This is a genomic window from Rickettsia bellii RML369-C (genome assembly GCF_000012385.1).
Classification (GTDB): domain Bacteria; phylum Pseudomonadota; class Alphaproteobacteria; order Rickettsiales; family Rickettsiaceae; genus Rickettsia; species Rickettsia bellii.
The window spans coordinates 1,440,807-1,466,674 of the sequence record NC_007940.1 but is presented as its reverse complement, the minus strand read 5'-3'; the positions used below and the strand labels follow the sequence as shown (position 1 = coordinate 1,466,674).

The window sequence follows — 25,868 nt, the reverse complement described above, 5'->3', positions numbered from 1 at the left end:
TATGAGTACTATATACCATATTCTTGATCACGTTCCTGCTATTTATAAAGAGGATATGGAAATAGAGTATGAGAATTTAGCAATGCAGATAATTAAGTCGGGAAAGCTAAGAATAGATACCGATGATTGTTGCAATTTTGCAAGATTTAGTGACCCTGCTTTTAATATTAGTATGATGGTTAGCAAAGAAGAGCTAACAGATCCACATTTAATCCCTGAAACCACAAAACTTTTCCAAAATCTATATAGAAATTCTGCTACCGATCAAAAAATAAAATCTGTCTTCGATAATCTAAAAAAACAAATCCATAAACTACAGCCAGTCAAAAAAGAAGTAATGGAAATGTTAGCCCGTATTTTTGTACAATCTGCTCACCCGATCGTCATAAGATGGTTACTTCTTGATAAAACAGAAATATTTATAACCTACTCTCATAATATTGGCGATATGATGGATATGGTTAACTGGCAGAAAGTAGGCGGTAATAGTGGAATGCAAAGCACTAACGGCAAAGATGTGGCTATTTTTGTCTCATGTGGTGGTAACCCTTTTGCTGAAAATAGTAAGGATCACCCGATTTATGGTGGTGGCTTTGCTGCTGTTGCAAGATTGCAGATTATAGCAGCTCAAGAACTTGGGCATTTTGCTGATATAAAAAGGGATAATAAAGGCAGGCAAATCACCCGCCATTCGGCTAATTTTTCTGGCACTAAAGCAACGGATAATGCACGTATTGCTCGTAAAAAAGATATAGAACATTGCCGTAATTTACTGCATAAACTGCTTATAGCAGGCATGAAAAAGCAGCTAGATTATGAGACAAAGCTTAAATTTTATCATGCTAATAAAGTAAGTGGTTTAAAAATTCTAGCAATAAATTTCATGATTTTTATATATAAATTTAAGCTTTTAAGATATAGCAATAAACATGGTTTAGTTTTTGTCAGGAAATTTAAATCGGATAAATATATGGCATTAATGATTGATGCTATGTTTAAAGATATGCAAGCTAATCTATCACCGTCAGCTGATGTATATAAAAATAAAAACCCTGAAATTGAAGAGGCAGTAGCCTGCATTGAAGCACTAGCACGAGTACCTCAGCAAGTAATGAAGTGGGGATATCTAACAACAAAGGAAACTATGCATGAGCTTTATAAAATATATTATAATGAGGTTATTCCGTCATTAATCACTAGCTATGACGCAGTAACCGGTGAGAATTATAAACGTAGTTTAAAAAAAGCTAAAGTCAGCTTATTAGCTAAAATAAATATTTTTAACAAGAAAAAATTAGTACTAAAACCAGTTAGAGAATTATAGTTCGTTGTAATAAAAAATTCAATCTTTAATTGAAATAATTGTAATAATGATATATTTATAGTGCAACATATCATTATTACTTATGTCCCAGAAGCCTAAACACGACGAAATTATCCGAAGTGCGTTTGAAAACCCTTTAGTTTCTAAAGAGTTTTTTGAGATGCATTTACCTCCCCATATACAAAATTTGATTTCCTTTGAAAAGCTGAAAATGGAAAAAGACAGCTTTGTAGATAAAAGACTTAAGAAATCTATAGTAGATATTTTATTTTCTGCTAAGTTTGGAGAGAAAAAGGGCTATTTATATCTACTTTTAGAACACCAAAGCACACCTGAGTATAAAATGGCTTTGAGGTTATTTCGGTATATGTTTAAAATCGCCGAATATCATAAGAAATCAACAAAAAGCAAAAAATTTCCTTTTATATATCCATTAATATTTTATAACGGTGTACAAAAATATAATGCTCCACGAAATCTATGGGAATTATTTGAGAATAGTGAACTTGTAAAATCTACATGGAGCGGTGATTATCAATTAATCAATGTACATGATATTCCGGACGAAAAATTGAAAGAAAAAGCATGGTCTGGGATTTTGCAATTTTTTATGAAGCATATTCATGAGCGTGATTTATTAAAAAGGTGGGAAGAAGTAGCTGATCTTTTGCCTAAATTTGCTAAAATAGATATTGGTATTGAGCATATAGAACTAATTTTATGCTACACTTTGACCAGAATTAAACAAGATGATATAATAGAAGTAGAAAAACTACTTCAATCAAAATTAAATCCTAAAAAAAGAGAAAACGTTATGAAAAGTATAGCTCATCATTGGATACAACAAGGTAGAGAAGAAGAAAAAGCTATTATGCTAAAGAAAATGCAAGAAGAAAAAGTTATAATGGCAGAGAAGGTACAAGAAGAAAAAGTTATGATGGCAAAGGAAATGATGAAAGAAGGGTTTTCTTTAGAGTCTGTTATAAAAATTACAAAATTGTCTAAAGAAGATTTAGAAAAATAAATATTATGAGAAGTATAGCATACCATTAGATGTAACAATGCTAGCTAATGTTAAAATTTTTTGTTAGTTTGAGTAAATAATGCATCTAGCGTGCCGTTTTCGACAATTTTTTTACATTGTTCATATAAATCAAAATCGTCATTTAATATATCGTCATAGTTTGTATATAAATAGTTAATAAACGCAATAGAATCTTTTAACGCTAACTGCACGGCTTTATTATCTTTATCGCAACTCTCTATAATTTCGGGGAGTAGAATATTTCTTGTCTTATCATAAATCATATTTCCTGCTTCTTGTACACAAGCTTGAAACTTTTGAACGAGGGAATTAGGTTGAGATATTTCTTTAGGGTTTATTATTTCGTTTTTACGTGCGTGGGTTATAGTGATAGCTATTTTCTTAAAATAATCCTCTACATCTTGCATTCCGATTTTATGGCGAAGAATATTATTTATACTAATTATTTCATTCTTAAGTTTTCTATCTTGTCTTTTTTCTAACCAAACACAAATTATATCTTCTATTGTATCAGTTATAAAGTCTGCTATAGCTCCAACAAAAGGTAAATCTTTAATTACTGGATTGAAAAATTTTATTCCAAACAATATTATTCTTTCTCCTATAGTTTTTTTAATATTATTTTTAAAAAACTCAGTTTCTGCAATACCGCAAGCTTTTAAAATATTTTTTGTATTCCAAAAAAGTGCATTACAATAATTGTATAATTTAGGATTCTCTTCTTTTAATCTTTCAACTTCCCTATTGATTTCTGCTTTATTTGTAATTCCGCCATCTTTTAAATCTTTCCCGAGATCATCTATTATTTCTTCATGTGTATCTAATCTTTTATCTGTACCTGCATTCAGTAGTTTAAAATTAGAAGTTTGTAACTCTACTTTTTCATCTTGTATTATGTTCTTTACATTTTGTAAAAAACTCTTACCCTTCTCGTTTACTAGCTCACATCTATTAAAATTAAATATTTTATTCTTAATAAAGCACGGAATTAATTTTTCAGATTCTAGCTCTTCAAATATTTGTTTTCTTATTTCGTTACTAATGTAAGGCGGATAAATAGTTGCGACGTTCTCAAAATTATTATTATTAAACTTATATATTAGATGGTTTCCAAAAACATTTCTTTTTTCTAATAATATTACGGAATTATCCTTAATGTCTCTTACATAAGATAAAAGGGATGCTTCGGTAGGAAGTTTTGTTTTTTCGTATGTAATACTATTTACTTCCATAATATCACTCGCCGCTATCTTAAGTCCTAATCCCTTACTTTGAAATAGCGGCTTATGCGTTTTATACTGCTCAGCTAACGGATCATCAGTTGCGGCAAGTAACATAGTAGCAAACTCCTCTAAGTTATCATTTTTAAATATTTCATAGCGTCTATCTTCAAAGATTATCTCGCCTGCTATTTTTTTGTGATCTTTATTAACTGCTACTGTAAAAGTAAAATGGTAGTTTTTTACACAGTTTAAAATAAACTGACTTTCTAGCTGATTTATAACCCCACTCTTTAATATAGTTTTACATATTTCCTTTAAAAATACTCGTGTTTCAGTTATATTCGGCAATTCCTTAAAGCATCCATTAAACCACTTTATCATTTTAGGGTTTTTTCTTTTCTCATATTCTTGAGTGATATGGTTGGTTATTTTGTTTAAGACAAAGGTTGCATCTGTGTGTAGATGATTGTCATAAGAATCTTTAGCCTCAGCCCACTCAATAATTTTTAGTAGTTCATTAATCGGCTTATAACTTGATTTATCAAATAGTGCTGACTCTGCCACCTCAATTAAGCTTATAGCAGCTGCATAATTAATTTTATCTTTATCATCTATAACTCTCACTTTTAAAAAAGTGAAAGCTTTTAGAGCTAAGCTTGAATTTATTTCTACTATCTTTGCTATACTTCTAATAGCATAATTCTCAATATTATAAGTGTTGAGAGTTGTAATTATCTCTCTTAAAAAAGTGAATGCTTGCTGAGCTAAACTTGGCATTATTTTTACTATTCCTATTATACTTTCAGCGATTATGGGCTTAAAATATGAGTAAGTTTTAGGATTTGTAATTGCTGTTTTTAAAAAGATAAATGTTGCATGAGTAGGTTTCATTTTTGCTATTACTGCTATACCTCTAATAGCTTCAGATTTAATATTGTAATTATTTTTAGGAGTCATATTTACTCTTTTTAAGAAAGTAACTGCTTCTTCGGCTAAGTTTGGCATCGCTCTTACTATATTTGATATATTGTTAGTAGCTATAGACCATAATATATGGATCATTTTTAGAATCTGTAATTACTATTTTTAAGAAAATAAATGCCTCTTGTGCTAAACTTGGTACTTCTTCTACTATTTCTAGCAAACTTTCAATAGCTTTAGCATTAATATTATAGTCAACGTCAGGATGTATATTTGTAATTATTGCCTTTGAGAAAGTGAATATTTCTTGAGTTAAGTTCGGCATCGCTCTTACTATTTCTACTATACTTTCAATTGCTTTAGATTTGACCTCATATTTATAGTTAGAATTTATAATTATCTCTTTTAAGAAAATAAAAACTTCTTGAGTTAAGTTTGGCATTGTTCGTGTTATCGATACTATACTTTCGATGGCTTTAGACTTAGAATTATCATAAATTTTAGAACTTATAATTATCTCTTTTAAAAAAATAAATGCTTCGTGTGTTAAACTTGGTTCTGCTGTTACTGGTACTAATATGTTTCTAATCGCTTCAAGTCTTATATTATCCTCACCATTAGAACTTAGAATTATCTCTTTTAAAAAAATAAATGCTTCGTATGCCAAACTTGGTGTCGTTCTTACTATTTTTGCTATGTTTGTGATAGCTTCAGACTTAAGATTATATCTGGTATTAGGATTTACAATTAGTTCTTTTAAAAAACCAAATGCTTCTTGTATTAAGCTTGGTATCATTTCCATTATCTCAGTCAAATTTCTAGCAACTACATGCTTGACTGTATTATCAGGATTTACAAATAGTTCTTTCAAGATAATAAACGCTTCTTGAGTAGGCATTGCTTTTGCTATCTCAAACAAGCCAGTAGCAGCTACAAACCTAAGTTCATATTTAGGGTTTACAAGTAGCTTTTTTGAAATATTAACTGCCTTTTGAGTAGGCATTACTATTAATACCTCAGTTAAAACTGTAATAATTAAGGTTTTATTTAAGAACTTAATTTTTAGTTTTTGTATTTTGTTGAATACTTCTTCACTCAAACCAGGTATAAAAATTATTGTTTTTGCTAATATTATTTTTATATATTTATTTAATACTTCTTTATTTAACAATAATATTATCTTTCTTGAGCTTTCATGTACTACTTTCTTATCTATTGTCTCATCTAATATTTGTGCTAATTTTTGTAATACTAACTTCTGTAATTGTGTATCTCTAATTTTTAATAAGCAAATTAATCTTTCATAAACTTTAGTTTTATTGCCCCATTGATTTCTATTTGTTAGAGCGGTTATTATTTCTACAGCTGTTTTAAATTCCTGAAAGTTAGCTTTTCCATTTTGTAATTTTTCATTTACTGCTTCAACTATCTTTTCTGATAAATATCCGCTATCTATTATATGTTGTTCCCAGATTGTAATATCTCTTAATAAAATATCGTCTATTAAATTTTGGATTTGTTTTAAATGCGGTATTCTATTATTAAATTCACCCTTGATTTTGCTTTGAGCTAATAAGTGCATTAACAATATAATTTTCTTTTTGATGTCTAACTCTAATATCTCATTAACATTGCAAGTTGCAGATTCCCAAAATATTTCTATTAATTCTTTACTATCATCATTACTTGCTATTCCGGCTAAAAACTTTAAAGTCATTAGATATTTTGGTTCGTTTCTATGCTCACCTATAAAAACTTGCTGCTTTGCTTTTAGTATAATTATCTAATAATTGATTTTTTAAATGACGGGCGGCTAAAAATTCTTGAAAGGTTAAGTGAATAAATTGATAATTTTGTCCCTCTCTTCTTAATAATCCTTGTTCTATAACTTCGTCTATATCTAGGGTGTTTTTTTTGCTTTCTACTAATTTACTTTCTACTAACTTTCCTCTTGTGCTAAGTGATTCATAAGCTATTTGCTCTAAAAAACTCATTATATTTTTTAAATGATTATTAGCCTCTGTTTTATTCTTATATTTATGCCTGTTTTTTGCTAAATGCCTATTATTAAGCCAGTTTATTATTTCACTATATAAACGACTGATATTAAAATTTTCATTACTAGTTGTTTGAAGATTTTGCCTTATTTCTTGATCACTCCAAATTAAACATATTATTGCCGTATTAATCGGTGCTTCACATATTTCTTTTATTTGGCTATGAGTATCTAAAAAGCTTTTTAATGGTGTTCCAAATTCTTTATCATATTCAAAACTCTTATATACATATTTCTTTATCCCTTCGCTATCCCATCCCGTATTTTCTACCTTGCGTTCAAACTTATTGTTAATATTTTCTGTGATTGCATTAGGTCTAGAGCTCATTATTACGTTTTTATACTGAAATACTGCCTCCATAATATCTCGGTAATCACGATTATCTTGGGATAAAAATGCTACTTCATCGTAACCGTCAAGCAATAATAATACTCTATCTTTGTTGCTTATATTGATTATTTCGTGCGGTTCTATATTTTCTAAATTCAAGCAATAATGAATGAAACAGGCTAGTTTGTTTTGACGTAGCTCCTTAGCTTCGTATTCTCTACTCCAATTTTCATTTAGTAATTCCTTTAACTTAATTCTAAAGACATAATCAAATTTATCATTCCATAAATTATCTTTGCCCCATTTATAAGATAGATAGTGCATTAACGTAGTTTTGCCTATCCCTGCCCCACCTAGTAACAGCACTTTACCGACATCCGCTTGTATTCTGTTTATTGATTCGGCTATATACTTTATTTCCGATTCACTTTTATTAGGTATATTTCTATAAAGTAGATTCAGCTTATTTTCTTCTTCGATTAGTGGCTTAATTATATCATTAATTATTTCTTCTCTAACTTGATAATTCTTTTCAAGTAGCTCTCTTATCCTATTTTCTACATCTATAGCTTTAAAAATATTTTCTATTTCTACCGGTTTCTTTTCGCCGGTAACTTTATCATGTAATGCTGCTTTGACCGAGTCATTATCTTCGCTAAGTAATATCTGTAATTTTATATAATACTCGTCTAAAGATAAGGCTTTAATTTGCTCATCCTCTATTAGCTTCGGTAAAGTATCTTGGAAACTATATAGAGTTTTTAACACGTTAAAGGCTTTGGTTTTTTCTTGCATATTTAGTAAATTGTTAAAAAAATCTTTAGAATTATATCAGATATAAATGCAAATTTAAATTGTAAAATCTTAAACTTATTCAAGTTTTGTAAATTATTGATATGTAATGGTTTGGCAATTCTAATTTCTTAACCTACTTATGTCTGGTTTACAAAAACTATTGCATATTTTGGCTCTATAGTTTATTTTGATTAGCAAACTAATATGCTGAATTATTTATAAATAACGGATTATTACAAATGGCAACTACCATATTAAAAAATGAAGGGCTAGATTTTCATATTAAAATTTCAACTCCTTTAAGTGAAATAGATAATGATATTCAAAAAGAGCTGGTCGACTTAACAAAAAAGGTCAAAATAGCAGGTTTTAGAGCTGGTAAAGTACCTATTGCAATTGTTGAGAAAAAATATGGTGCTTCTGTCAGAAATGATATAATAGAAAAAAGAATCAATGATTCAGTAAATCATGTTATTAAGGAGCATAATTTAAATATTATCGGCAGACCAAAGATTGATGATTTGCAAAACGAACCTAATAAGCCTTTAGAATTTACAATAAAAATGGAATTATTGCCTAAAATTGATATTCCAGATTTAAAGAAAATATCTATAAATCGTCCGAAATTAGAAGTAAGCCCTGATGATGTTGAAGAACAACTCAAAAAGCTTGCGGAAATGATGAAAAGTTATACCAAAGAAAGTAAAGCAAAAGCTAAAGATGGTGATCAAATTACCATGGATGCAGTTGGTTATGTTAAAGATGAGGCTTTTGAGGGTGGCAAACTTACGGATTTTAAAGTAGTTATTGGTAGTAATGCACTTATTCCTGGTTTTGAAAAGCAATTAATAGGTTCTAAAGCTGGTAGTGAAGTAGAAGTTAATGTAACTTTCCCTGAAAATTATCATGCTAAAGATTTAGCTGGTAAGGATGCTCGTTTTGTAGTCCAGGTTAAAGCTGTTCATACTGCAGAACCTACAGTTATTGATGATGAGTTTGCTAAAAAATTCCAAAGCAATAGCCTTGAAGAGCTACGCACTCACTTTACCAAAAAAATAGAAAATGAGTCGGAAGAAGCTATTTCTACTATCATGAAAATGAATTTATTTGATCAGCTAGAAAAATTGTTAGATTTTGACGTGCCTGAATCTTTATTAGATCAAGAAAAAAATATCTTGAAATCTGAAACTGACAAAAGCGAGCAAGATGATTCTGTATTCAAAGATAAATCCCCAGAACAAGTAAAAGAATACTATGATAAATTAGCATTACGTCGTGTTAGAATTGGGTTAATGCTTGCAGAATATGCAAAAGATAAAAATTTACAAGTAGAGCCTGATGATCTTCGCAGAATTATTATGCAGCAAGCACGTAGCTTTCCTGGTCAAGAAAATATGTTGTTTGATTTTTATAAAAATAACCCTAGAGCTGTTGAGCAGCTTAAAGGACCTGCGTTAGAAGAAAAAGCGGTACAACATATTTTTGATAATGCAGTAAATCTCAAAGAGAAAAAATATAACAGAAAAGAATTAGAAAAATTATTAGAATCAGAAGAGCAACGCATTACTGCTATGTAATAATTTTTATTTACTTCCTGTCATAGCATCAATTTGGTGACCCAAAAGTTTTGGGTTGCCCCACTCTTTCACAATGACGATATCACATAAGCCCTATAAACTTATTTACATAAACAAATAATCTATGTTATAATAATCTAGCTAATCTAGACATGTAGGAGCTTAAATATGAATAAATGGCAATTACACGAAGCAAAAAATAAGCTAAGTAATATTGTTGATACAGCAATGCAAGGTACACCTCAATGTATTACAAAAAGGGGAGAAGAAGCAGTTGTAGTTATTAGTATGAAATACTATGAACAACTTACTAAACAAAAGCTTGATTTCAAAGAATATTTATTAAGTATACCTAAGACAGATGATTTAGTTATTGAAAGAGTACAAGGAAAGGCAAGAGATTTTGAATTATGAAATATTTATTAGATACTAATGTTGTATCCGAAATCCAAAAGAAAAAACCCAATCCTCAAGTAGTAGCATGGTTTTCAGTTGTTCATTATAGTCAATTACATATAAGTTGTATTACTATTGGTGAAATAAGAAAAGGTATGCTAAAATTATCCAAAAATGATTCAGTAGCAAGTCTAAAATTAAAAAAATGGTTAGAAGAACTAATCATAGATTATAATGAAAGAATTCTTAATATTGATAAAGAGATATGTGAAGAATGGGGTGAATTAATGAGTATAGATGGTACTAATGCGATTGATGCTTTAAATAGCTGCACAAAGCAAAACAAAACAATATGATATTAGTTACTAGAAATACCAAGCATTATAATATGTTTAATATCAAAATATTCGATCCTTTTAATTGATCAAAATTTTCTTTCCCGATAACAACGCCTTATGAAAAAACTATCATTTCAGCAAATTATACTAACCTTGCAGAATTATTGGCAGGATTATGGATGTGCGATTTTGCAGCCTTACGATGCCCATGTTGGAGCTGGTACGTTTCACCCTGCAACAGTACTTCGTTGTCTCGGGTCCAAGCCTTGGTCTGTCGCTTACGTGCAGCCGTCAAGAAGACCTGGGGATAGCAGGTATGGCATGCATCCTAATAGAATGCAGCATTATTACCAATTTCAAGTTATCTTAAAGCCCTCACCCGACAATATTCAGGAGCTATATCTTAAAAGTTTGGAATGCTTAGGGATAGATTTAAAAGCTCATGATATTAGATTTGTTGAAGATGATTGGAAATCACCAACGCTAGGAGCTGCAGGGCTTGGCTGGGAAGTATGGTGTGACGGTATGGAAGTGTCGCAGTTCACTTATATGCAGCAAATTGGCGGTATTGAATGTAAACTCGTTGCCGGTGAAATTACTTACGGCTTAGAGCGTCTTGCTTTATATATTCAAGGCATCGATGAGGTAAAAGAACTTGATTGGAATGGTCAAACAGGTGAAAAAGCCTTAAAATATGGTGAAGTTGATTTTGAGGCTGAGCGGCAATTTTCAAAGTTTAATCTAGAGTTTGCCGATAGCGAAATGTTACTGCGGCATTTTAAAGATAGTGAAGAACAATGTGAGCGGCTAGTAGAAGCAAACTTGCCGTTACCTGCTTATGATTATTGTCTTAATGCAAGCCATTATTTTAACTTATTGAATTCACGTGGAATAATTAGCGTAACCGAGCGTGCTTCATATGTTTTAAAAGTGCGTCATTTAGCTAAAATTTGTTGTATGAAATGGTTGGAGATGAGCGGTGAGTGAATTATTATTAGAGCTATTTAGCGAAGAAATACCGGCTTTTATACAAAAAGATGCAGAAGAGGGGTATTTAAGCATTTTCACCAAAATTTTTGAAGAGAACGAAATATTTGCAAAAATACAAGTATTTTCAGGACCTCGCAGGATAACGCTGTATGCTACACATTTGCCGAAAGTAACGTTACCAAAAGAAATAGAGATTAAAGGACCGAGTACAGAAGCACCGGAAGCTGCAATTAATGGCTTTTGTAAAGCTCACAATGTTAGCAAATTAGAGCTTTCAACTAAGTTAATTAATAACCAATTATATTATTTCTACATTAAAAAAGTAGAAGAAAGACAAATAAAAGAAATTTTACCTGAAATTATTGTAGAAGCTATTAATAAATATAGCTGGGCAAAATCTATGTTTTGGGGGAATTACAATATAAAATGGATTAGACCGCTACGAAATATTTTATGCATATTTGATAGCGAAATATTACCTCTGCAATTTGGGCATTTAGCCGCTAATAACGTCACTTTTGGGCATCGTCTTACTGATAATAAAAAACTCGAAGTAACTGATTTTGAAGATTATAAAACTAAACTCACAGAAAATTATGTGATTTTAGAAAGATTGAAGCGAGAAGAAATAATTAAAACTAGTTTATTAGAGCAAGCAAATTCTCATAATTTAACCATAAAAGAAGATTTAAGATTAATTGAAGAAGTAGCAGGGCTTAGCGAATTTCCGGTAGTATTATGCGGAGCAATACCGCAAAAGTTTTTAGAGTTGCCCAAAGAAGTGCTAATTTCTTCAATGCGTACTCACCAGAAATATTTCTGTTTATTTGACAGATCAGAAAATTTTGCCCCATATTTCCTTTTCGTTAGTAACGGGCAGTTTGCCAATAGCAAGCTAGTCGTACAAGGTAACGAGAAAGTATTATCGGCAAGGCTTTCTGATGCTTTATATTTTTACAAGCAAGATATATCTAAAACTTTAGAAGCAAATTTAGAAAAGCTTGCAGCTGTAACATTTCACACAAAGCTTGGTAGTTTAAAGGAAAAAGTAGAGCGTATTACTAATATTTGTAAATATATCGATCCGGATAATAAAGATTTAATTACGGCAGCTAAACTTTGTAAAAGTGATCTTGTTTCTGAAATGGTTGGAGAATTCCCTGAACTACAAGGTATTATGGGTTATTACTATGCAAAACATGAAAACCTAAATGAAGAAATAGCCGTAGCAATCAGAGATCATTATAAGCCGCAAGGTTTGAGTGATAGCGTACCGGTTGGTAATGCTGCTTTGCTTGCGATTGCGGATAAATTAGATAGTTTAGTAGGTTTAATGATAGCTGGTGAAGCCCCAACAGGTTCCGGTGATCCATATGCGTTAAGACGTCAGGTATTAGGCATAATAAGAATAATAATTGAGAATAAATTAGAGCTGAATTTAAATAGTTTAATTGATTTTTCTTTGAAATTATATTCATCTGATAAAGATAAGGATTTAATAATATCGTTTTTTGAGGAAAGAGCGAAATTTTATTTTAAAAATGAATATGATATTTCGCTAATTAATGCTGTTCTTGATTTAAATTTAGCAAATATAAAATTTAAGCTTGATGCGTTGAAAGAGTTTTTAGAAAAAGAAGACGGAAAGCAATTATTAAATGCTTATAAACGAGCAAGTAACATACTTGGAAGCCAAAATATTGATGGTGCTGTTGAGCCTAGTCTATTTAATACTCAACCTGAAAAGGAATTATTTGAAGTAACTCAAAAGCTTTCACTGCAAATTGTTGATAAAGATTATGATAAGGCATTAAATCTATTGCAGACTCTATTAACTCCGATTACTAGCTTTTTTGATAATGTACTTGTTAATGATAGTGACCCCAAAATTGCCAAAAATCGTTTGTTAATATTACAAGATGTTTGCAAATTATTTCATAAGATTGCTAAATTTAACCGCTTATGATAAAACAAGCAGTTCAATTTATAACCTCCGGTAAAGTCGTAGTTTTTCCAACCGAAACCGTATACGGAATAGGAGCGGATGCTACCAATCAAGAAGCATGTTTAAAAATCTTTCAATTTAAAAATCGTCCTGCTGTCAACCCACTTATCGTACATGTCTCATCTATAGAGCAAGCAAAAGAAATAGGAGATTTTAATTACATAGCCGAAAAAATAGCAGAAAAATTTTGGTCTGGTCCTTTGTCTATAGTTGTTCCGTTAAAAGAAAATGCAAATGTTGCAACGGCAGTTACGGCAGGACTTAAAACTATAGCAATTCGTATACCATCCCACCCATTAGCATTAGAACTTATTAAACAATCTGGAAAGCCAATAGCTGCTCCAAGTGCTAACCCTTCAAATTATATCAGCCCAACTAGGTTAGATCATGTTACAAGGCACTTTAAGGAGAATGAAGAAATTTTCATTCTAACAGATAAAGATTATCAATCTAAGTATGGTTTAGAATCAACTATAGTCGATACTACAGCTGATATACCTACTATTCTTAGAGAGGGGTTTATTACCGCTGAAGTGTTAGAAACAGTACTTGATATTAAAATCAATAAAGCATCGAAAAATATTAATATTAAAGCTCCAGGGATGCTTGAGAAACATTATTCCCCAACAGTATCGATTAGATTAAATGCTACAAACTTAAATGATAAAGAAATTGGATTAAATTTCGGTGATAGCAATCTTAAAGGGGAATATTCATTAAACTTAAGTAGTAAAGGCGACCTTACAGAAGCAGCAGCCAATCTTTATGCCTATTTGAGATTATTAGATGATTATGCTGCTGCTCATAATATAGAACATATAGCGGTTGCTCCTATACCTACTATAAATATAGGTGCTGCTATCAACGATAGATTAAAACGTGCTGCAAATAACTAATTATTTCTTATCAGCATCTTTATTATCTTTTGCAGTATTATTATCTTTACTATCTTCGGTAGCCATGCTGGAGGAAGATAATCTTTGTTTATATTCTTGTTCTTTTGCTAAAAAATTTTGTGCTTCTTTAGAAAGCTTGTCATATAGTTCACGTTTCTTTTTATTAATGTTAACTATTTCTACCCTATATTTTTGTATTTCTTCACGTATTTCTGGTTTAATAGTACCAGCATAGGCATAAAATTCATCTAGAATTTTTTGGGTTGTAATATCTGTTTTGGTATCTTTTTTTGAAGTATTAGATATAGTATCATCTGCAAAGCCTTTTGAGGTTAACAATAATATTGCAGAAATAGTAATAATTATGTTTCTTATCATATAAGCCTTATTAAAATTTTATCACATAAGTAGATCATGTTTAAATCTGATAGTCAATCAAAAGATATTTTTAAAATTTCATTTAATATTCAGTATAAGGATATAAATATATTTGAAGAATTTTTTACAGAAAAAGTAAGTGCTATTTCTGTTTATGAAGTAAAGTCAAAAACTTTAGAATCACAACCTAAAGATATTTGGTGCTTTGAAATTTATTGTGATAATCAAACAAATTTAGTTTCTTTAAAAAAAGAAGTACAGGAATTAGCAAAACTAAACAATATAGAAATCACTAGTGACATAATTAGTGAAGAGATAGAAAATAGAGATTGGGTAGCACTTTATCAAAACCAGTTAGTACCAATTCAAACAAATCGTTTCTTTATTTGCACAACATTACATCAAGATAAATGTCCCAAAGATAAAACACTTATATTAATTGAAGCTTCTAGAGCTTTTGGTACTGGTACTCATGAGACTACATCAGGATGTATAGAGGCTTTAGAATATCTTAAAGCTATTAAAGCAAATAAAATTTTAGATATAGGTACTGGCAGTGGGATTCTTTCATTTATAGCTGAAAAATTATGGAATGAGGCAGAGATTTTAGCCTGTGATATTGATAATGCATCGGTAGAAATTGCAAAAGAAAATGCTAGCTTTAACAATTCTAATATAAAATTCTATCAAAATACCTCTGAAAATATTTTATTAGATAGCTATTACAATGATAAGTTTGACTTAGTCATAAGTAATATTTTAGCTTTACCTTTAATTGAGTTATCTACCCAGATTAGCAATCTTATGAATAAAAATGGTTATTTAGTATTATCAGGTTTTCTTGATAATCAATTGGAAGATGTTAGAAATGCTTATGAAAAAATAGGATTTGAGGTTAAAGAAATAATTTATAAAAATTCTTGGGTGATATTGATTGTAGCCTATTATAAATAATCATCATATTTGACTTTTCTAACATATTTTAGTATAATACTTATCTTTTTTGAAACAAATAGAAAAATTTAATTTATGAGTACTACGAAAAGCGATAATTATATCTCGGAACTAAGAAAAGTAATTTGGCCTATTGAGAGGTATGAAAACAAAAAGTTTTTGCCAATGGCATTTATGATGTTTTGTATTTTACTAAATTACTCAACACTTCGTTCAATTAAAGACGGTTTTGTAGTAACTGATATAGGAGCTGAAGCAATAAGCTTCTTAAAAACTTATATAGTACTTCCTTCTGCGGTAATTGCTATGATAGTTTACGTTAAGCTATGTGACATTTTAAAGCAAGAAAACGTATTTTATGTAATTACTTCTTTTTTCCTAGCATATTTTGCATTATTTGCATTTGTTCTTTACCCTAATCCTGATTTAGTTCACCCTAATCCTGAAGCTATAGAATCCTTAAGTTTAGCATATCCTAATTTTAAATGGTTTATAAGAATAGTTGGGAAATGGAGTTTTGCATCTTTCTATACTATGGCTGAGCTTTGGGGAACATTAATGCTAAGCTTACTATTTTGGCAATTTGCTAACCAAATTACTAAAACTGATGAAGCTAAGCGTTTTTATTCAATGTTTGGATTGCTTGCTAATTTAGCATTACCTGTAACATCGCTAATTATTGGGTATTTTTTACATGAAAAAACCCAAATAGTAGCAGAGCATTTAAAGTTTACTCCATTATTTGTTATTATGATAATAAGTAGTTTGGCTGTAATACTTACATATAGATGGATGAATAAAAATGTTTTAACTGATCCTAAACTTTATGATCCAGCACTTGTAAAAGGGAAAAAGGCTAAAGCTAAGATGTCGTTAATAGAAAGCTTTAAAATGATATTTACTTCTAAATATGTAGGTTATATCGCATTATTACTTATTGCTTATGGTATTTCTGTAAATCTAGTTGAAGGTGTTTGGAAATCAAAGTTAAAAGAATTACACCCGACAAAAGAAGCTTATACTATGTATATGGGGCAGTTTCAAGCTTATCAAGGTTGGGTTGCTATAGCCTTTATGATTATAGGAAGTAATATTTTGAGGAAAGTATCTTGGTTAACTGCTGCGATGATTACGCCTTTAATGATGCTAATTACCGGTATTGCGTTTTTTGCGTTTATCTTTTTTGATAGTGTAATTGCTATGTATCTAACAGGTATTTTAGCATCAGGTCCTTTAGCACTTGCGGTTATGATCGGTACAATTCAAAATGTTTTAAGTAAAGGTGTAAAATATTCTCTATTTGATGCTACTAAAAATATGGCTTATATTCCACTTGATAAAGATTTACGAGTAAAAGGTCAAGCTGCTGTTGAAGTTATCGGTGGAAGATTTGGTAAATCAGGTGGTGCTATTATTCAATCTACATTTTTTATTATATTCCCGGCATTGGGGTTTGTTGAAGCAACCCCATATTTTGCTTCTATATTTTTTGTGATAGTAATATTGTGGATATATGCCGTTAAGGGATTAAATAAAGAATATCAAGTTTTAGTAAATAATACTGAAAAATAGTATCAATATAAGAAAATAGGTTTTTAAGAGCTTATTTTCTTTGTAATTATAGGATTTATGATATGAGAAATACAAAATCTGAAATTAAAATTCCAAGAACACCATATGTTAAGAAATATAATAGTTGGCGAATAAGGATTTTGTATTCTATCATTATAGGTTATGCAACTTTTTATTTTTGTCGTCAAAATTTTAATATAGCAACACCAGCTATTAGAGAATATTTTGATGTTACAAAAACTCAAATCGGTTGGATATTAACTGCTTCTTCCATAATGTATGGAGTTAGTAAATTTTGTAATGGATTTATCAGTGATAAGACTAATGCTCGGATATTTATGGTTCTGGGGCTTTTGTTCGTTGGTATTATCACTATTCTAATAGGCTTTTCAGATTCTTTATTCCTTATTGGTATTTTGTGGATAGCAAGTAATTGGTTCCAGTCAATGGGCTGGCCTCCTGCTACAAAAATGTTAACTCACTGGTTTGCTTCTAAAGAGCTAGGAACTAAATGGGCAATGGGAGCAATTTCTAACCAAATAGGTGGTGCTCTTGCTATGGTAAGCTGTGGTTACCTGATTGATAAGTTCGGTTGGAGATCTGCTTTTTTTGTACCTGGCGTGGTTGCTTGTGTAGTATCAATTTTTTTATATAATAGACTTCGCAATTCTCCCAAAGAAGTAGGTTTGTCTACAGTTGAAGAATATAAAAATTACCCTCCTGAATTAATAAGCGATTATGGTAAACTGCCAACTGCCGAATTAATAAAAATAGTATTTTGCAATAAATTAATATGGTATGTTTGTTTAGCAAACATGTTTGTATATATAATACGTTTAGGGGTAATTTATTGGGCTCCTACATTTTTAAAAGATTTACGAGGTATAAGTCTTTTAAATGCTGGTTTACAAGTAGGTTTATATGAAATGATAAGTATTCCAGGAGCGTTGATCGCAGGCTTTTTATCTGATAAATTATTTCAAGGAAGACGTGGTCCTGTAAGTACAATATGTATGTTATTACTTAGTGTGTTATTAATCTTATTTTGGAAGCTTCCTATCCAAAGTGAGTTGCTGAGTATAATAATTCTTTCTCTTGTTGGTTTTTTTGTCTCAGGTCCACAACTACTTGTAGGTATTGCCGCAGCTGATTTTAGTACTCGTCAAGCTGTTGGCACAGCTAATGGATTATCAGGGTTGTTTGGTTATTTAGGAGCAGCAATTGCAGGAGTCGGTGTTGGATGGATAAGTGATAATTATGGATGGGATGGGGTGTTTATATTTTTTAGTATTTCTGCTCTTTTAGGAAGTAGCTTATTCGCTTTAACATGGAATTGTTCAGCAAAGAAATAAATTTAATAATTATATAAATAGGTTAAAAATGACAATACAATATACTTTTTCAATGATTAAGCCTGATGCTATAAAAAGGAATAAAATAGGGCAAGTTAATACTTACTTAGAAAATGAGGGCTTAAAAATAGTAGCTCAGAAAATGACAACTTTAACTAAATATGAAGCAGAATGTTTTTATGATGAACATAGAGCAAGACCATTTTTTGATAGTTTAGTTGAATATATTACTTCAGGTCCAGTAGTGCTTCAAGTTCTTAAAGGTATGGACGCTATAACTTTAAACCGTAAAGTTATGGGAGCAACTAATCCAGCAGAAGCTGAAGCTGGAACTATTAGAAAGGATATAGGTGAATCAATTGAAGCTAATAGTATTCACGGTTCTGATAGTGAAAATAGTGCAAAAAGAGAAATTAAGTTTTTCTTTAAAAAATCTGAAATTATAGAATAATTAATGCAAAAATATGACGTAATAGTGATAGGAGGTGGGCATGCTGGTGTTGAAGCTGCTGCTGCCTCTGCACGTCTTGGAGTTTCTACTCTATTAATTACGCCAAAATCAGAAAATTTGGGAGAAATGTCCTGTAATCCTGCAATTGGTGGAATTGCAAAAGGTACATTAGTTAAGGAAATTGATGCACTTGATGGATTAATGGGATATGTTATAGACCAAGCTGGTATACACTATAAAATGCTTAATGAAACTAGAGGACCAGCAGTTTGGGGACCTAGGGCACAAGCCGATAGAAAGCTTTATAAAAAAGCAATGTATCAAATACTAACAAACTACCCAAATTTAGAAATACTATATGCAAAAGTAGAAGATATTGAAATTAAATCTTCAGAAATAAAAGCAGTCATCTTAAATAATGGTAGTAAAATACCATGTCAAAAAATTATATTAACTACAGGTACATTTTTATCAGGGCTAATTCATATTGGATCAAAAAAAATCCCTGCTGGTAGAGTAGATGAAGAACCATCTTATGGGTTATCAAATACCTTAAGAAGAATAGGTTTTAAACTCTCTCGATTAAAAACAGGCACCCCTCCAAGAATTGATGGGCGTACTATTGATTACAGTAAAGTAGAATCACAGCCTGGGGATAAAGTGCCTCGACCTTTTTCAGAATTAACTGATAATGTAAATGTTCCCCAAATAAATTGCTTTGTAACAAAAACTACTACAGAAACGCATAATGTTATCCGAGCAAATCTTGATAAATCTGCAATGTATTCTGGTCAAATAGAGGGAATAGGTCCACGTTATTGTCCTTCTATAGAAGATAAAATAGTTAGATTTAGTACAAAATCAGAGCATCGTATTTTTTTAGAGCCTGAAGGGGTAGACGACCATACAATTTATCCAAACGGAATTTCTACTTCTTTACCTGAAGAAGTACAACATCAATTAATAAAGACTATCCCAGGTTTAGAGAACGCAATAATTTTACGTCCAGGTTATGCTATAGAGTATGATTATATTGATCCACGTGAAATAAGTAGTACACTGGAAACAAAAAAAATAACAGGTCTGTATTTTGCAGGTCAAATTAATGGTACTACTGGGTATGAAGAAGCGGCAGGGCAGGGTATAGTAGCAGGTATTAATGCCGCTTTAGCAGTAAAAAATCAACCACCTTTTATACTAACAAGAGCAAATAGTTATATCGGAGTAATGATAGATGATTTAACATCGTTTGGAACTTTAGAGCCATATCGGATGTTTACTTCACGTTCAGAATATAGATTATCTATAAGAGCAGATAATGCTGATTTACGTTTGACAGAGATGGGAATAAGTATTGGTGTTATATCTGAAAAGCGTAAAGAAATATTTACAATAAAATGCAAAAATATAGAAAGTACAAAATCATTATTAAATACTTTATGTTTAACTACTAGTAAACTCGCTAAAATGGGGATACAAGTTGCACAGGATGGTACATATAAGACTGTGTTGGATTTATTTAAAATACCTAATTTTGATGTTGAGCAAGCTATTAAAATTTTTCCTGTACTCAAAAATGTAGATAATAATATTTTACAATTACTTTATATTGAAGCTAAATATGCTTCATATTTAGTAAGACAATATGCTGACATTAATTTATTCCAGAGTGAGGAAGCTCAATTAATTCCTAAAAACATTGATTATTTTAAAATACCAAGTATATCATTAGAAATACAAGAAAAACTTTCTTATAATAAACCCATTACTATTGTTGCGGCACGACGAATTCCTGGTGTTACTCCTGCTGCAATTACTGCTATTATAATTTATTTGAAGACTAAATATAATGATAGACGTTCCACATGAAGTAATTGAAAAATTACAAATTTTTCAGGACTTAGTACAAAAGTGGAATAAAGCTATTAACCTTATATCAGAAAATAGTACGCAAAATTTTTGGAAACGTCATATATTAGATTCCTTGCAATTAATACAGTATATTAACGATAAAGAAATACATTTAGTTGATATAGGAAGTGGAGCAGGTTTTCCAGGTATAATATTGTCTATCGCTGGAGTAGCAAGTACAAGTTTAATAGAAGCTGATTTACGTAAGTGCATCTTTTTAGAGAAAGCAGCAAAAATATCAAATAATAATATACAAATAATTAATCAAAGAATTGAAAAAACAGAAATAAGCTGTAATATATTAACCTGTAGAGCTTTTTCTAATTTAAATACAATATTTGATTGCACAAAAAATATCTCTGTGCAAAATAAATTTTTGCTTCCAAAAGGAAAAAGCTATTTATCTGAAATAAAAGAAGCTAGAAAAAAATGGTTATTTAAGTGTTTAATAAACCAAAGTATAACTTCAAAAGAAAGTAAAATTTTAGAAATTAGCGACTTAACAAAAATAATATGACTGTAAAAGTAATTTCTGTAGTTAATCAAAAAGGAGGGGTAGCTAAAACTACTACTACTGTAAATTTAGCTACTGCTCTTGCAGCTATGGATAAAAAAGTTTTAGTAATAGACCTTGACCCTCAAGGTAATAGTAGTACTGGTTTTGGCGTTAGCCAACAACAACGAAAAAATACTATATATCAAGCATTAACAAATATAATTAAATTAAAAGATACAATAATCTCTACTGATATTCCAAATTTAGAAATAATAACCTCAAATACTAATTTATCTGCTGCTGAACTAGATTTAATAAAATTAGAAGAACGAGAATATATTTTAATGAAGTTATTAGAAGGAATAAAAGTATTATATGATTATATAATTATTGATTGTCCTCCTTCGTTAAATTTATTAACAATAAATGCTTTAGTTGCAGGCGATGAGGTATTAATTCCAATGCAATGTGATTTTTATTCTTTGGAAGGGTTAAGTCATTTGCTAAAGACAGTTGAAATTGTAGAAAAAAGATTAAACCCTAAGATAAAGATTACAGGTATATTATTTACAATGTATGATAGGCGTAATCGTTTAACTGAGCAAGTAGAAGAGGATGTAAGAAGTTGTTTAGGAGAATTAGTGTTTAAAACTGTAATTCCTAGAAACATTAAATTATCTGAAGCTCCTTCATATGGAAAACCTGCTATTATATATGATTATAAATGTGCAGGGGCAGTGGCGTATATGGAACTTACAAAAGAAATTTTGGGAAGATATAATGAAAAATAAAGGGTTAGGTAGAGGCTTGTCTTCATTATTAGGAGAAGAGGTTATATCTACAGAAAAAGAAAGTTTAGAAATAGTACAAATTATAAATATTGATAGAATAAAACCAAATGAAAATCAGCCTAGAAAACATTTTGAATATGATAAAATAAAAGAATTATCAGATTCTATATTAAATAATGGTTTACTTCAGCCTATTATTATTGATAATAGTTTTCAAATTATAGCAGGTGAAAGACGCTGGCGTGCATGTAAATTAGCAAAAATTTCTGAGATACCGGTAATTATAAAAAATTTAGATGCTAAAGAGAGTATGGAAATAGCATTAATTGAGAATATACAAAGATCGGATTTAACAGTCATGGAAGAAGCTCGTGGTTTTAAATATTTGGTAGAAAATTTTAATTACACAGCAGAAAAATTAGCAGAAAGACTTGGTAAAAGTCGTAGTCATATAGCTAATTTGCTAAGACTCAATAATTTACCACAATCTATTCAAAATAAATTAGATGAAAATACACTTAGTATGGGACATGCTAGATGCTTAATAAATCATGAGCATGCGGAAATAATAGCAAATTATGTTATAGACAATGATTTGAATGTGCGTCAAACAGAAGAGTTAGTAAGGCAATGGTCTCAAAATGAATATACGAAGTATCCTGATAATAATAGAATAGGAAAACAGCTTTTTAAAGAAAAAACAGAAGATAATGATTTACAATCATTAGTAAAAATTTTATCAGAAAAATTTAATATAAAAGTGACAATAGAAAATTATTCTTTAGGAGGAAAGTTAATATTCCATTATAAGGATTTAAAAGAATTAGATAAAATTTTGTTAGAGTTAAGTTAATACAAGGAAATAAATAATTTATGTCATCTCAATATATTTATGAAATAAATGGTTTAAGTAAAACTATAAACGGTAAGAAAATTTTAAAAGAAACAAATTTATCTTTTTTACCAAGTGCTAAAATTGGAATAATAGGACCAAATGGAGTAGGTAAGTCTACTTTATTAAAAATTATGGCAGGTATAGATAAGGAATTTGATGGTAAAGCAATGGCAGCACTAAATATAAAAGTAGGCTATTTACCTCAAGAACCATATCTTAATCCAAATAAAAATGTATTTGATAATATTATGGAAGGTCTGCATGAGAAAAAGAAGCTTATCGATGAATTTAATGAAATAAGTAATAAGCTGGCTACTGAAATCACTGATGAAGAAATGAATCAACTTTTTGATAAGCAGGCAGAATTACAAGAAAAAATAGATAATTGTGATGCGTGGGATTTAGAGCGAGAAATAGAAATTGCAATGCTAGCATTGCGTTGTCCATCAAAAGAGGCAAATATTAATGAAATTTCTGGTGGAGAAAAAAGAAGAGTTGCTTTATGTAAACTTCTTTTAGAAAAACCTGATATGTTATTACTTGATGAGCCGACAAATCATTTAGATGCAGAATCAGTTTCTTGGCTTGAGAACTATCTTAAAGAATATAAAGGTACTGTAATAGTTATTACACATGATCGCTATTTTTTAGATAATGTTACAGAATGGATATTAGAAATAGATAGAGGTCATTGTGTACCGTGGAAGTCTAATTATAGTTCGTGGTTGGAACAAAAACAAGAAAAATTGGCTCTAGAAAGTAAAGAAGAAGATGAGCGAAAAAAACAATTAAATCGTGAATTAGAATGGATTCGTCAAGCCCCAAAAGCTAGACAATCAAAAAGCAAAGCTCGTATTACAGCATATCAAGAGTTGTTAAACAAACAGCAGGAACAAAAAAGTGATCCTACTCAAATAATTGTACCTAATGGTCCACGTCTTGGTGATTTAGTTATTGAAGCAGAACATATAGCCAAAAAATACAATGATAAAACGCTCTTATCGGATTTTAGTTTTAAAGTTCCACGTGGAGCGATTGTAGGGATAATTGGACCAAATGGTGCAGGGAAAACTACATTATTTAATATTATTACAGGTAAAGTAAAACCTGATAAAGGCTCTATTAAAATCGGTTCAACAGTAAAATTAGGATATGTTGACCAATCGCGTGATCATTTGGATGGTAATAAAACTGTTTGGGAAGAAATTGCAGAAGGATTAGATGAACTACAGCTTGGTAGCAGAATAGTTAAAAGTAGAGCATATTGTGCAGCTTTTAACTTTAGAGGAGGTGATCAGCAAAAGAAAGTTGGACAACTTTCTGGAGGGGAGCGTAATAGGGTGCATTTAGCGAAGTTATTAAAAGAAGGAGCAAATGTTATATTACTAGATGAACCATCTAATGACTTAGATATTGATACGTTAAGGGCTCTTGAAGATGCAATTTTAGATTTTGCAGGTTGTGTATTAGTAATTAGTCACGACAGATGGTTTTTAGATAGGATAGCTACTCACATTATTGCATATGATATAAAAGGTAATGCCACTTGGTTTGAAGGAAATTATCAAGATTATCACGAGTATATGTTAAAAATAAATGGAGAAAATACTTTAAATCCAAAATACAAGCATAAAAAGTTAATTTAGATATGTCACTAATACAAACATTAATAGTGTTATTTATAGGATTGTTTGTAATAAAACCTGATGATATTCCTATGCTTATCAATCAAATAAAAAAAATTAAATCTTATTTTAGTAATGTTGATTCATCAGAAGTGGAACAATTAAATTTCTATGTACAAAAAATTATTAGCATAGAGGGGTACTATGATGGTGACTATAATTTAGTTGCAATAAAAGAAAAGTATAATAAATTAATCAAATCAGTTATAAATAATGATTTAAATAATATCAATGGATAGTACATTTTTTGTTCATTTGATCTATTACTTAAAGCTACATTGCAAATAAGATAAAATTATTATATAATTCCTTAAAACAATACTAATGGTTATTTTATATTATGTTAGACATACTTCTTTTTGTACATATTACTATCGCAATATTATTGATTATAGTTATTCTAATGCAACGTAGTGGTTCAGATGGAATTAGCAGTATAAGCGGTGGGGGAAATATGGGAGTAATAAGTGCTAAGACAGCAAATAATTTTCTTACTAAAAGCACTGTAATACTTGCGTCATTATTTTTAATAAATGCAATAATACTTGCTAATCTTTCTTCTCAGAAGAAACCAGATTTAGTATCTAAAATCAATGAAATTGAAGAAAATCAAGTAGATAATAGTCTGCCTATAGCTAAATAAATTGTAATAAAAAATTATGCAAAAAATAATAAAGTTAAAAGATTTAAAAATAGGCAATGATCTACCTTTTACTCTGATTGCAGGACCTTGTCAAATTGAGGGGCTAGATCATGCTTTATTTATGGCAGAAGAACTTGTTAAATTAACTACTAGACTTAATATTCCATTCATATATAAGTCTTCTTTTGATAAAGCTAATAGAACTTCTGTAAATGGTGCTAGAGGTCTTGGAATTGATAAAGGCTTGGAAGTTTTAGCAGAAGTAAAAAGAGCATTTAACTGCCCTATAGTTACTGATGTTCATAGTGAAAATCAATGTGCTGAGGTAGCTAAAATAGTTGATATGTTACAAATCCCAGCATTTTTGTGCAGACAAACAGATTTACTTCAGGCTGCAGCTGCAACCGGAAAAATAGTAAATGTTAAGAAAGGGCAGTTTCTAGCTCCTTGGGATATGAAAAATGTACACAAGAAGTTAGAATCATTTGGAGCAAAAGATATATTGTTAACTGAACGCGGCACATGTTTTGGTTATAATAATTTAGTATCAGATATGCGTGGTCTTGCAATAATGGCTGAGCTAAATACTCCTGTAATTTTTGATGCTACTCACTCCGTGCAGCAACCTGGTGGGCTTGGAGGAAGCACTGGAGGAGAGCGTAAATATGTAGAATTACTTGCAAAAGCTGCGGTTGCGGTGGGTGTTGCTGGTCTTTATATGGAAGTACATCAGGATCCGGATAATGCTCCAAGTGATGGTCCATGTATGATTAGGTTAGATAATTTAGAGCGTGTCCTTACAAAGCTCAAAAAATATGATGAAATTACTAAAGAAAAATAGTA

23 protein-coding genes and 1 pseudogene are annotated in these 25,868 nt (G+C 30.4%); 20 read left to right on the top strand and 4 right to left on the bottom strand.

What is annotated here, in order from left to right; all coding sequences use genetic code 11:
* Position 1 precedes the first annotated feature (1 nt).
* Together RBE_RS07110 and RBE_RS07105 are read left to right on the top strand one after the other, a co-directional pair.
* Complete coding sequence (locus tag RBE_RS07110) at positions 2-1,324, top strand: DUF2748 family protein (RefSeq protein ID WP_011478018.1); 1,323 nt, start codon at positions 2-4, stop codon at positions 1,322-1,324.
* Positions 1,325-1,406: 82 nt separating this feature from the next.
* The gene (locus RBE_RS07105) at positions 1,407-2,348 is read left to right on the top strand and encodes an Rpn family recombination-promoting nuclease/putative transposase (RefSeq protein ID WP_011478017.1); all 942 of its coding nucleotides are present in this window, start codon (positions 1,407-1,409) and stop codon (positions 2,346-2,348) included.
* 50 nt (positions 2,349-2,398) lie between these two features.
* Here the strand turns inward: RBE_RS07105 and RBE_RS09390 are convergent, their stop codons facing one another.
* The 3 genes from RBE_RS09390 to RBE_RS07090 are packed head-to-tail and all read right to left on the bottom strand — an operon-like array spanning position 2,399 to position 7,695.
* Positions 2,399-4,654: a hypothetical protein gene (locus tag RBE_RS09390; RefSeq protein WP_011478016.1), complete on the bottom strand. Its 2,256-nt coding sequence runs from the start codon at positions 4,652-4,654 to the stop codon at positions 2,399-2,401.
* The gene (locus RBE_RS08975) at positions 4,623-6,230 is read right to left on the bottom strand and encodes a hypothetical protein (protein ID WP_011478015.1); all 1,608 of its coding nucleotides are present in this window, start codon (positions 6,228-6,230) and stop codon (positions 4,623-4,625) included. Before RBE_RS08975 ends, RBE_RS09390 begins: the two co-directional genes overlap by 32 nt.
* A 25-nt stretch (positions 6,231-6,255) precedes the next feature.
* Positions 6,256-7,695, bottom strand: coding sequence for an NACHT domain-containing protein (locus RBE_RS07090; protein WP_011478014.1), 1,440 nt, complete (start codon positions 7,693-7,695; stop codon positions 6,256-6,258).
* Positions 7,696-7,934: 239 nt separating this feature from the next.
* On the opposite strand from RBE_RS07090, the gene tig reads away from it, so the two are divergent.
* The 6 genes and pseudogenes from tig to RBE_RS07060 all read left to right on the top strand — a co-directional run bounded on the left by tig (position 7,935) and on the right by RBE_RS07060 (position 13,897).
* Positions 7,935-9,272, top strand: coding sequence for a trigger factor (gene tig, locus RBE_RS07085; protein WP_011478013.1), 1,338 nt, complete (start codon positions 7,935-7,937; stop codon positions 9,270-9,272).
* A gap of 168 nt (positions 9,273-9,440) precedes the next feature.
* Positions 9,441-9,686 carry a type II toxin-antitoxin system Phd/YefM family antitoxin gene (locus RBE_RS07080; protein ID WP_011478012.1) on the top strand — a complete coding sequence of 82 codons (246 nt, stop codon included), beginning with the start codon at positions 9,441-9,443 and terminating at the stop codon, positions 9,684-9,686.
* A pseudogene (locus RBE_RS07075) lies at positions 9,683-10,092 on the top strand (type II toxin-antitoxin system VapC family toxin). Before RBE_RS07080 ends, RBE_RS07075 begins: the two are co-directional and overlap by 4 nt.
* A gap of 31 nt (positions 10,093-10,123) precedes the next feature.
* Positions 10,124-10,993 carry a glycine--tRNA ligase subunit alpha gene (locus RBE_RS07070; protein WP_011478010.1) on the top strand — a complete coding sequence of 290 codons (870 nt, stop codon included), beginning with the start codon at positions 10,124-10,126 and terminating at the stop codon, positions 10,991-10,993.
* On the top strand, positions 10,986-12,962 hold the full coding sequence (gene glyS, locus RBE_RS07065; RefSeq protein WP_011478009.1) for a glycine--tRNA ligase subunit beta: 1,977 nt from the start codon (positions 10,986-10,988) through the stop codon (positions 12,960-12,962). Before RBE_RS07070 ends, glyS begins: the two co-directional genes overlap by 8 nt.
* Complete coding sequence (locus RBE_RS07060; RefSeq protein ID WP_011478008.1) at positions 12,959-13,897, top strand: L-threonylcarbamoyladenylate synthase; 939 nt, start codon at positions 12,959-12,961, stop codon at positions 13,895-13,897. Before glyS ends, RBE_RS07060 begins: the two co-directional genes overlap by 4 nt.
* Here RBE_RS07060 and RBE_RS07055 read toward each other — a convergent pair whose 3' ends face one another.
* The gene (locus tag RBE_RS07055; protein WP_011478007.1) at positions 13,898-14,275 is read right to left on the bottom strand and encodes a hypothetical protein; all 378 of its coding nucleotides are present in this window, start codon (positions 14,273-14,275) and stop codon (positions 13,898-13,900) included.
* 36 nt (positions 14,276-14,311) lie between these two features.
* On the opposite strand from RBE_RS07055, the gene RBE_RS07050 reads away from it, so the two are divergent.
* From RBE_RS07050 to kdsA, 12 genes are all read left to right on the top strand, one after another.
* The gene (locus RBE_RS07050; protein WP_011478006.1) at positions 14,312-15,229 is read left to right on the top strand and encodes a 50S ribosomal protein L11 methyltransferase; all 918 of its coding nucleotides are present in this window, start codon (positions 14,312-14,314) and stop codon (positions 15,227-15,229) included.
* Between the two features lie 75 nt (positions 15,230-15,304).
* On the top strand, positions 15,305-16,801 hold the full coding sequence (gene tlc1 / locus RBE_RS07045; RefSeq protein ID WP_011478005.1) for an ATP/ADP exchange transporter Tlc1: 1,497 nt from the start codon (positions 15,305-15,307) through the stop codon (positions 16,799-16,801).
* 62 nt (positions 16,802-16,863) lie between these two features.
* Positions 16,864-18,153 carry an MFS transporter gene (locus tag RBE_RS07040; protein WP_011478004.1) on the top strand — a complete coding sequence of 430 codons (1,290 nt, stop codon included), beginning with the start codon at positions 16,864-16,866 and terminating at the stop codon, positions 18,151-18,153.
* A gap of 28 nt (positions 18,154-18,181) precedes the next feature.
* Positions 18,182-18,604: a nucleoside-diphosphate kinase gene (gene ndk, locus RBE_RS07035; protein WP_011478003.1), complete on the top strand. Its 423-nt coding sequence runs from the start codon at positions 18,182-18,184 to the stop codon at positions 18,602-18,604.
* A gap of 3 nt (positions 18,605-18,607) precedes the next feature.
* Complete coding sequence (mnmG, locus tag RBE_RS07030; RefSeq protein WP_011478002.1) at positions 18,608-20,473, top strand: tRNA uridine-5-carboxymethylaminomethyl(34) synthesis enzyme MnmG; 1,866 nt, start codon at positions 18,608-18,610, stop codon at positions 20,471-20,473.
* On the top strand, positions 20,454-21,032 hold the full coding sequence (rsmG, locus tag RBE_RS07025; protein ID WP_011478001.1) for a 16S rRNA (guanine(527)-N(7))-methyltransferase RsmG: 579 nt from the start codon (positions 20,454-20,456) through the stop codon (positions 21,030-21,032). The genes mnmG and rsmG overlap by 20 nt, the downstream gene beginning before the upstream one ends.
* Positions 21,029-21,802 carry a ParA family protein gene (locus tag RBE_RS07020; protein ID WP_011478000.1) on the top strand — a complete coding sequence of 258 codons (774 nt, stop codon included), beginning with the start codon at positions 21,029-21,031 and terminating at the stop codon, positions 21,800-21,802. The genes rsmG and RBE_RS07020 overlap by 4 nt, the downstream gene beginning before the upstream one ends.
* Entirely contained in the window at positions 21,789-22,655 is an 867-nt protein-coding gene (locus tag RBE_RS07015) for a ParB/RepB/Spo0J family partition protein (RefSeq protein WP_041804950.1), read from the top strand. The genes RBE_RS07020 and RBE_RS07015 overlap by 14 nt, the downstream gene beginning before the upstream one ends.
* Positions 22,656-22,675: 20 nt before the next feature.
* The gene (gene ettA, locus RBE_RS07010; RefSeq protein ID WP_011477998.1) at positions 22,676-24,343 is read left to right on the top strand and encodes an energy-dependent translational throttle protein EttA; all 1,668 of its coding nucleotides are present in this window, start codon (positions 22,676-22,678) and stop codon (positions 24,341-24,343) included.
* A gap of 2 nt (positions 24,344-24,345) precedes the next feature.
* Positions 24,346-24,621: a DUF2672 domain-containing protein gene (locus RBE_RS07005; protein WP_011477997.1), complete on the top strand. Its 276-nt coding sequence runs from the start codon at positions 24,346-24,348 to the stop codon at positions 24,619-24,621.
* A 101-nt stretch (positions 24,622-24,722) separates the two neighbouring features.
* Positions 24,723-25,025 carry a preprotein translocase subunit SecG gene (gene secG / locus RBE_RS07000; RefSeq protein WP_011477996.1) on the top strand — a complete coding sequence of 101 codons (303 nt, stop codon included), beginning with the start codon at positions 24,723-24,725 and terminating at the stop codon, positions 25,023-25,025.
* A gap of 16 nt (positions 25,026-25,041) precedes the next feature.
* On the top strand, positions 25,042-25,866 hold the full coding sequence (gene kdsA / locus RBE_RS06995) for a 3-deoxy-8-phosphooctulonate synthase (protein ID WP_011477995.1): 825 nt from the start codon (positions 25,042-25,044) through the stop codon (positions 25,864-25,866).
* Positions 25,867-25,868 lie beyond the last annotated feature (2 nt).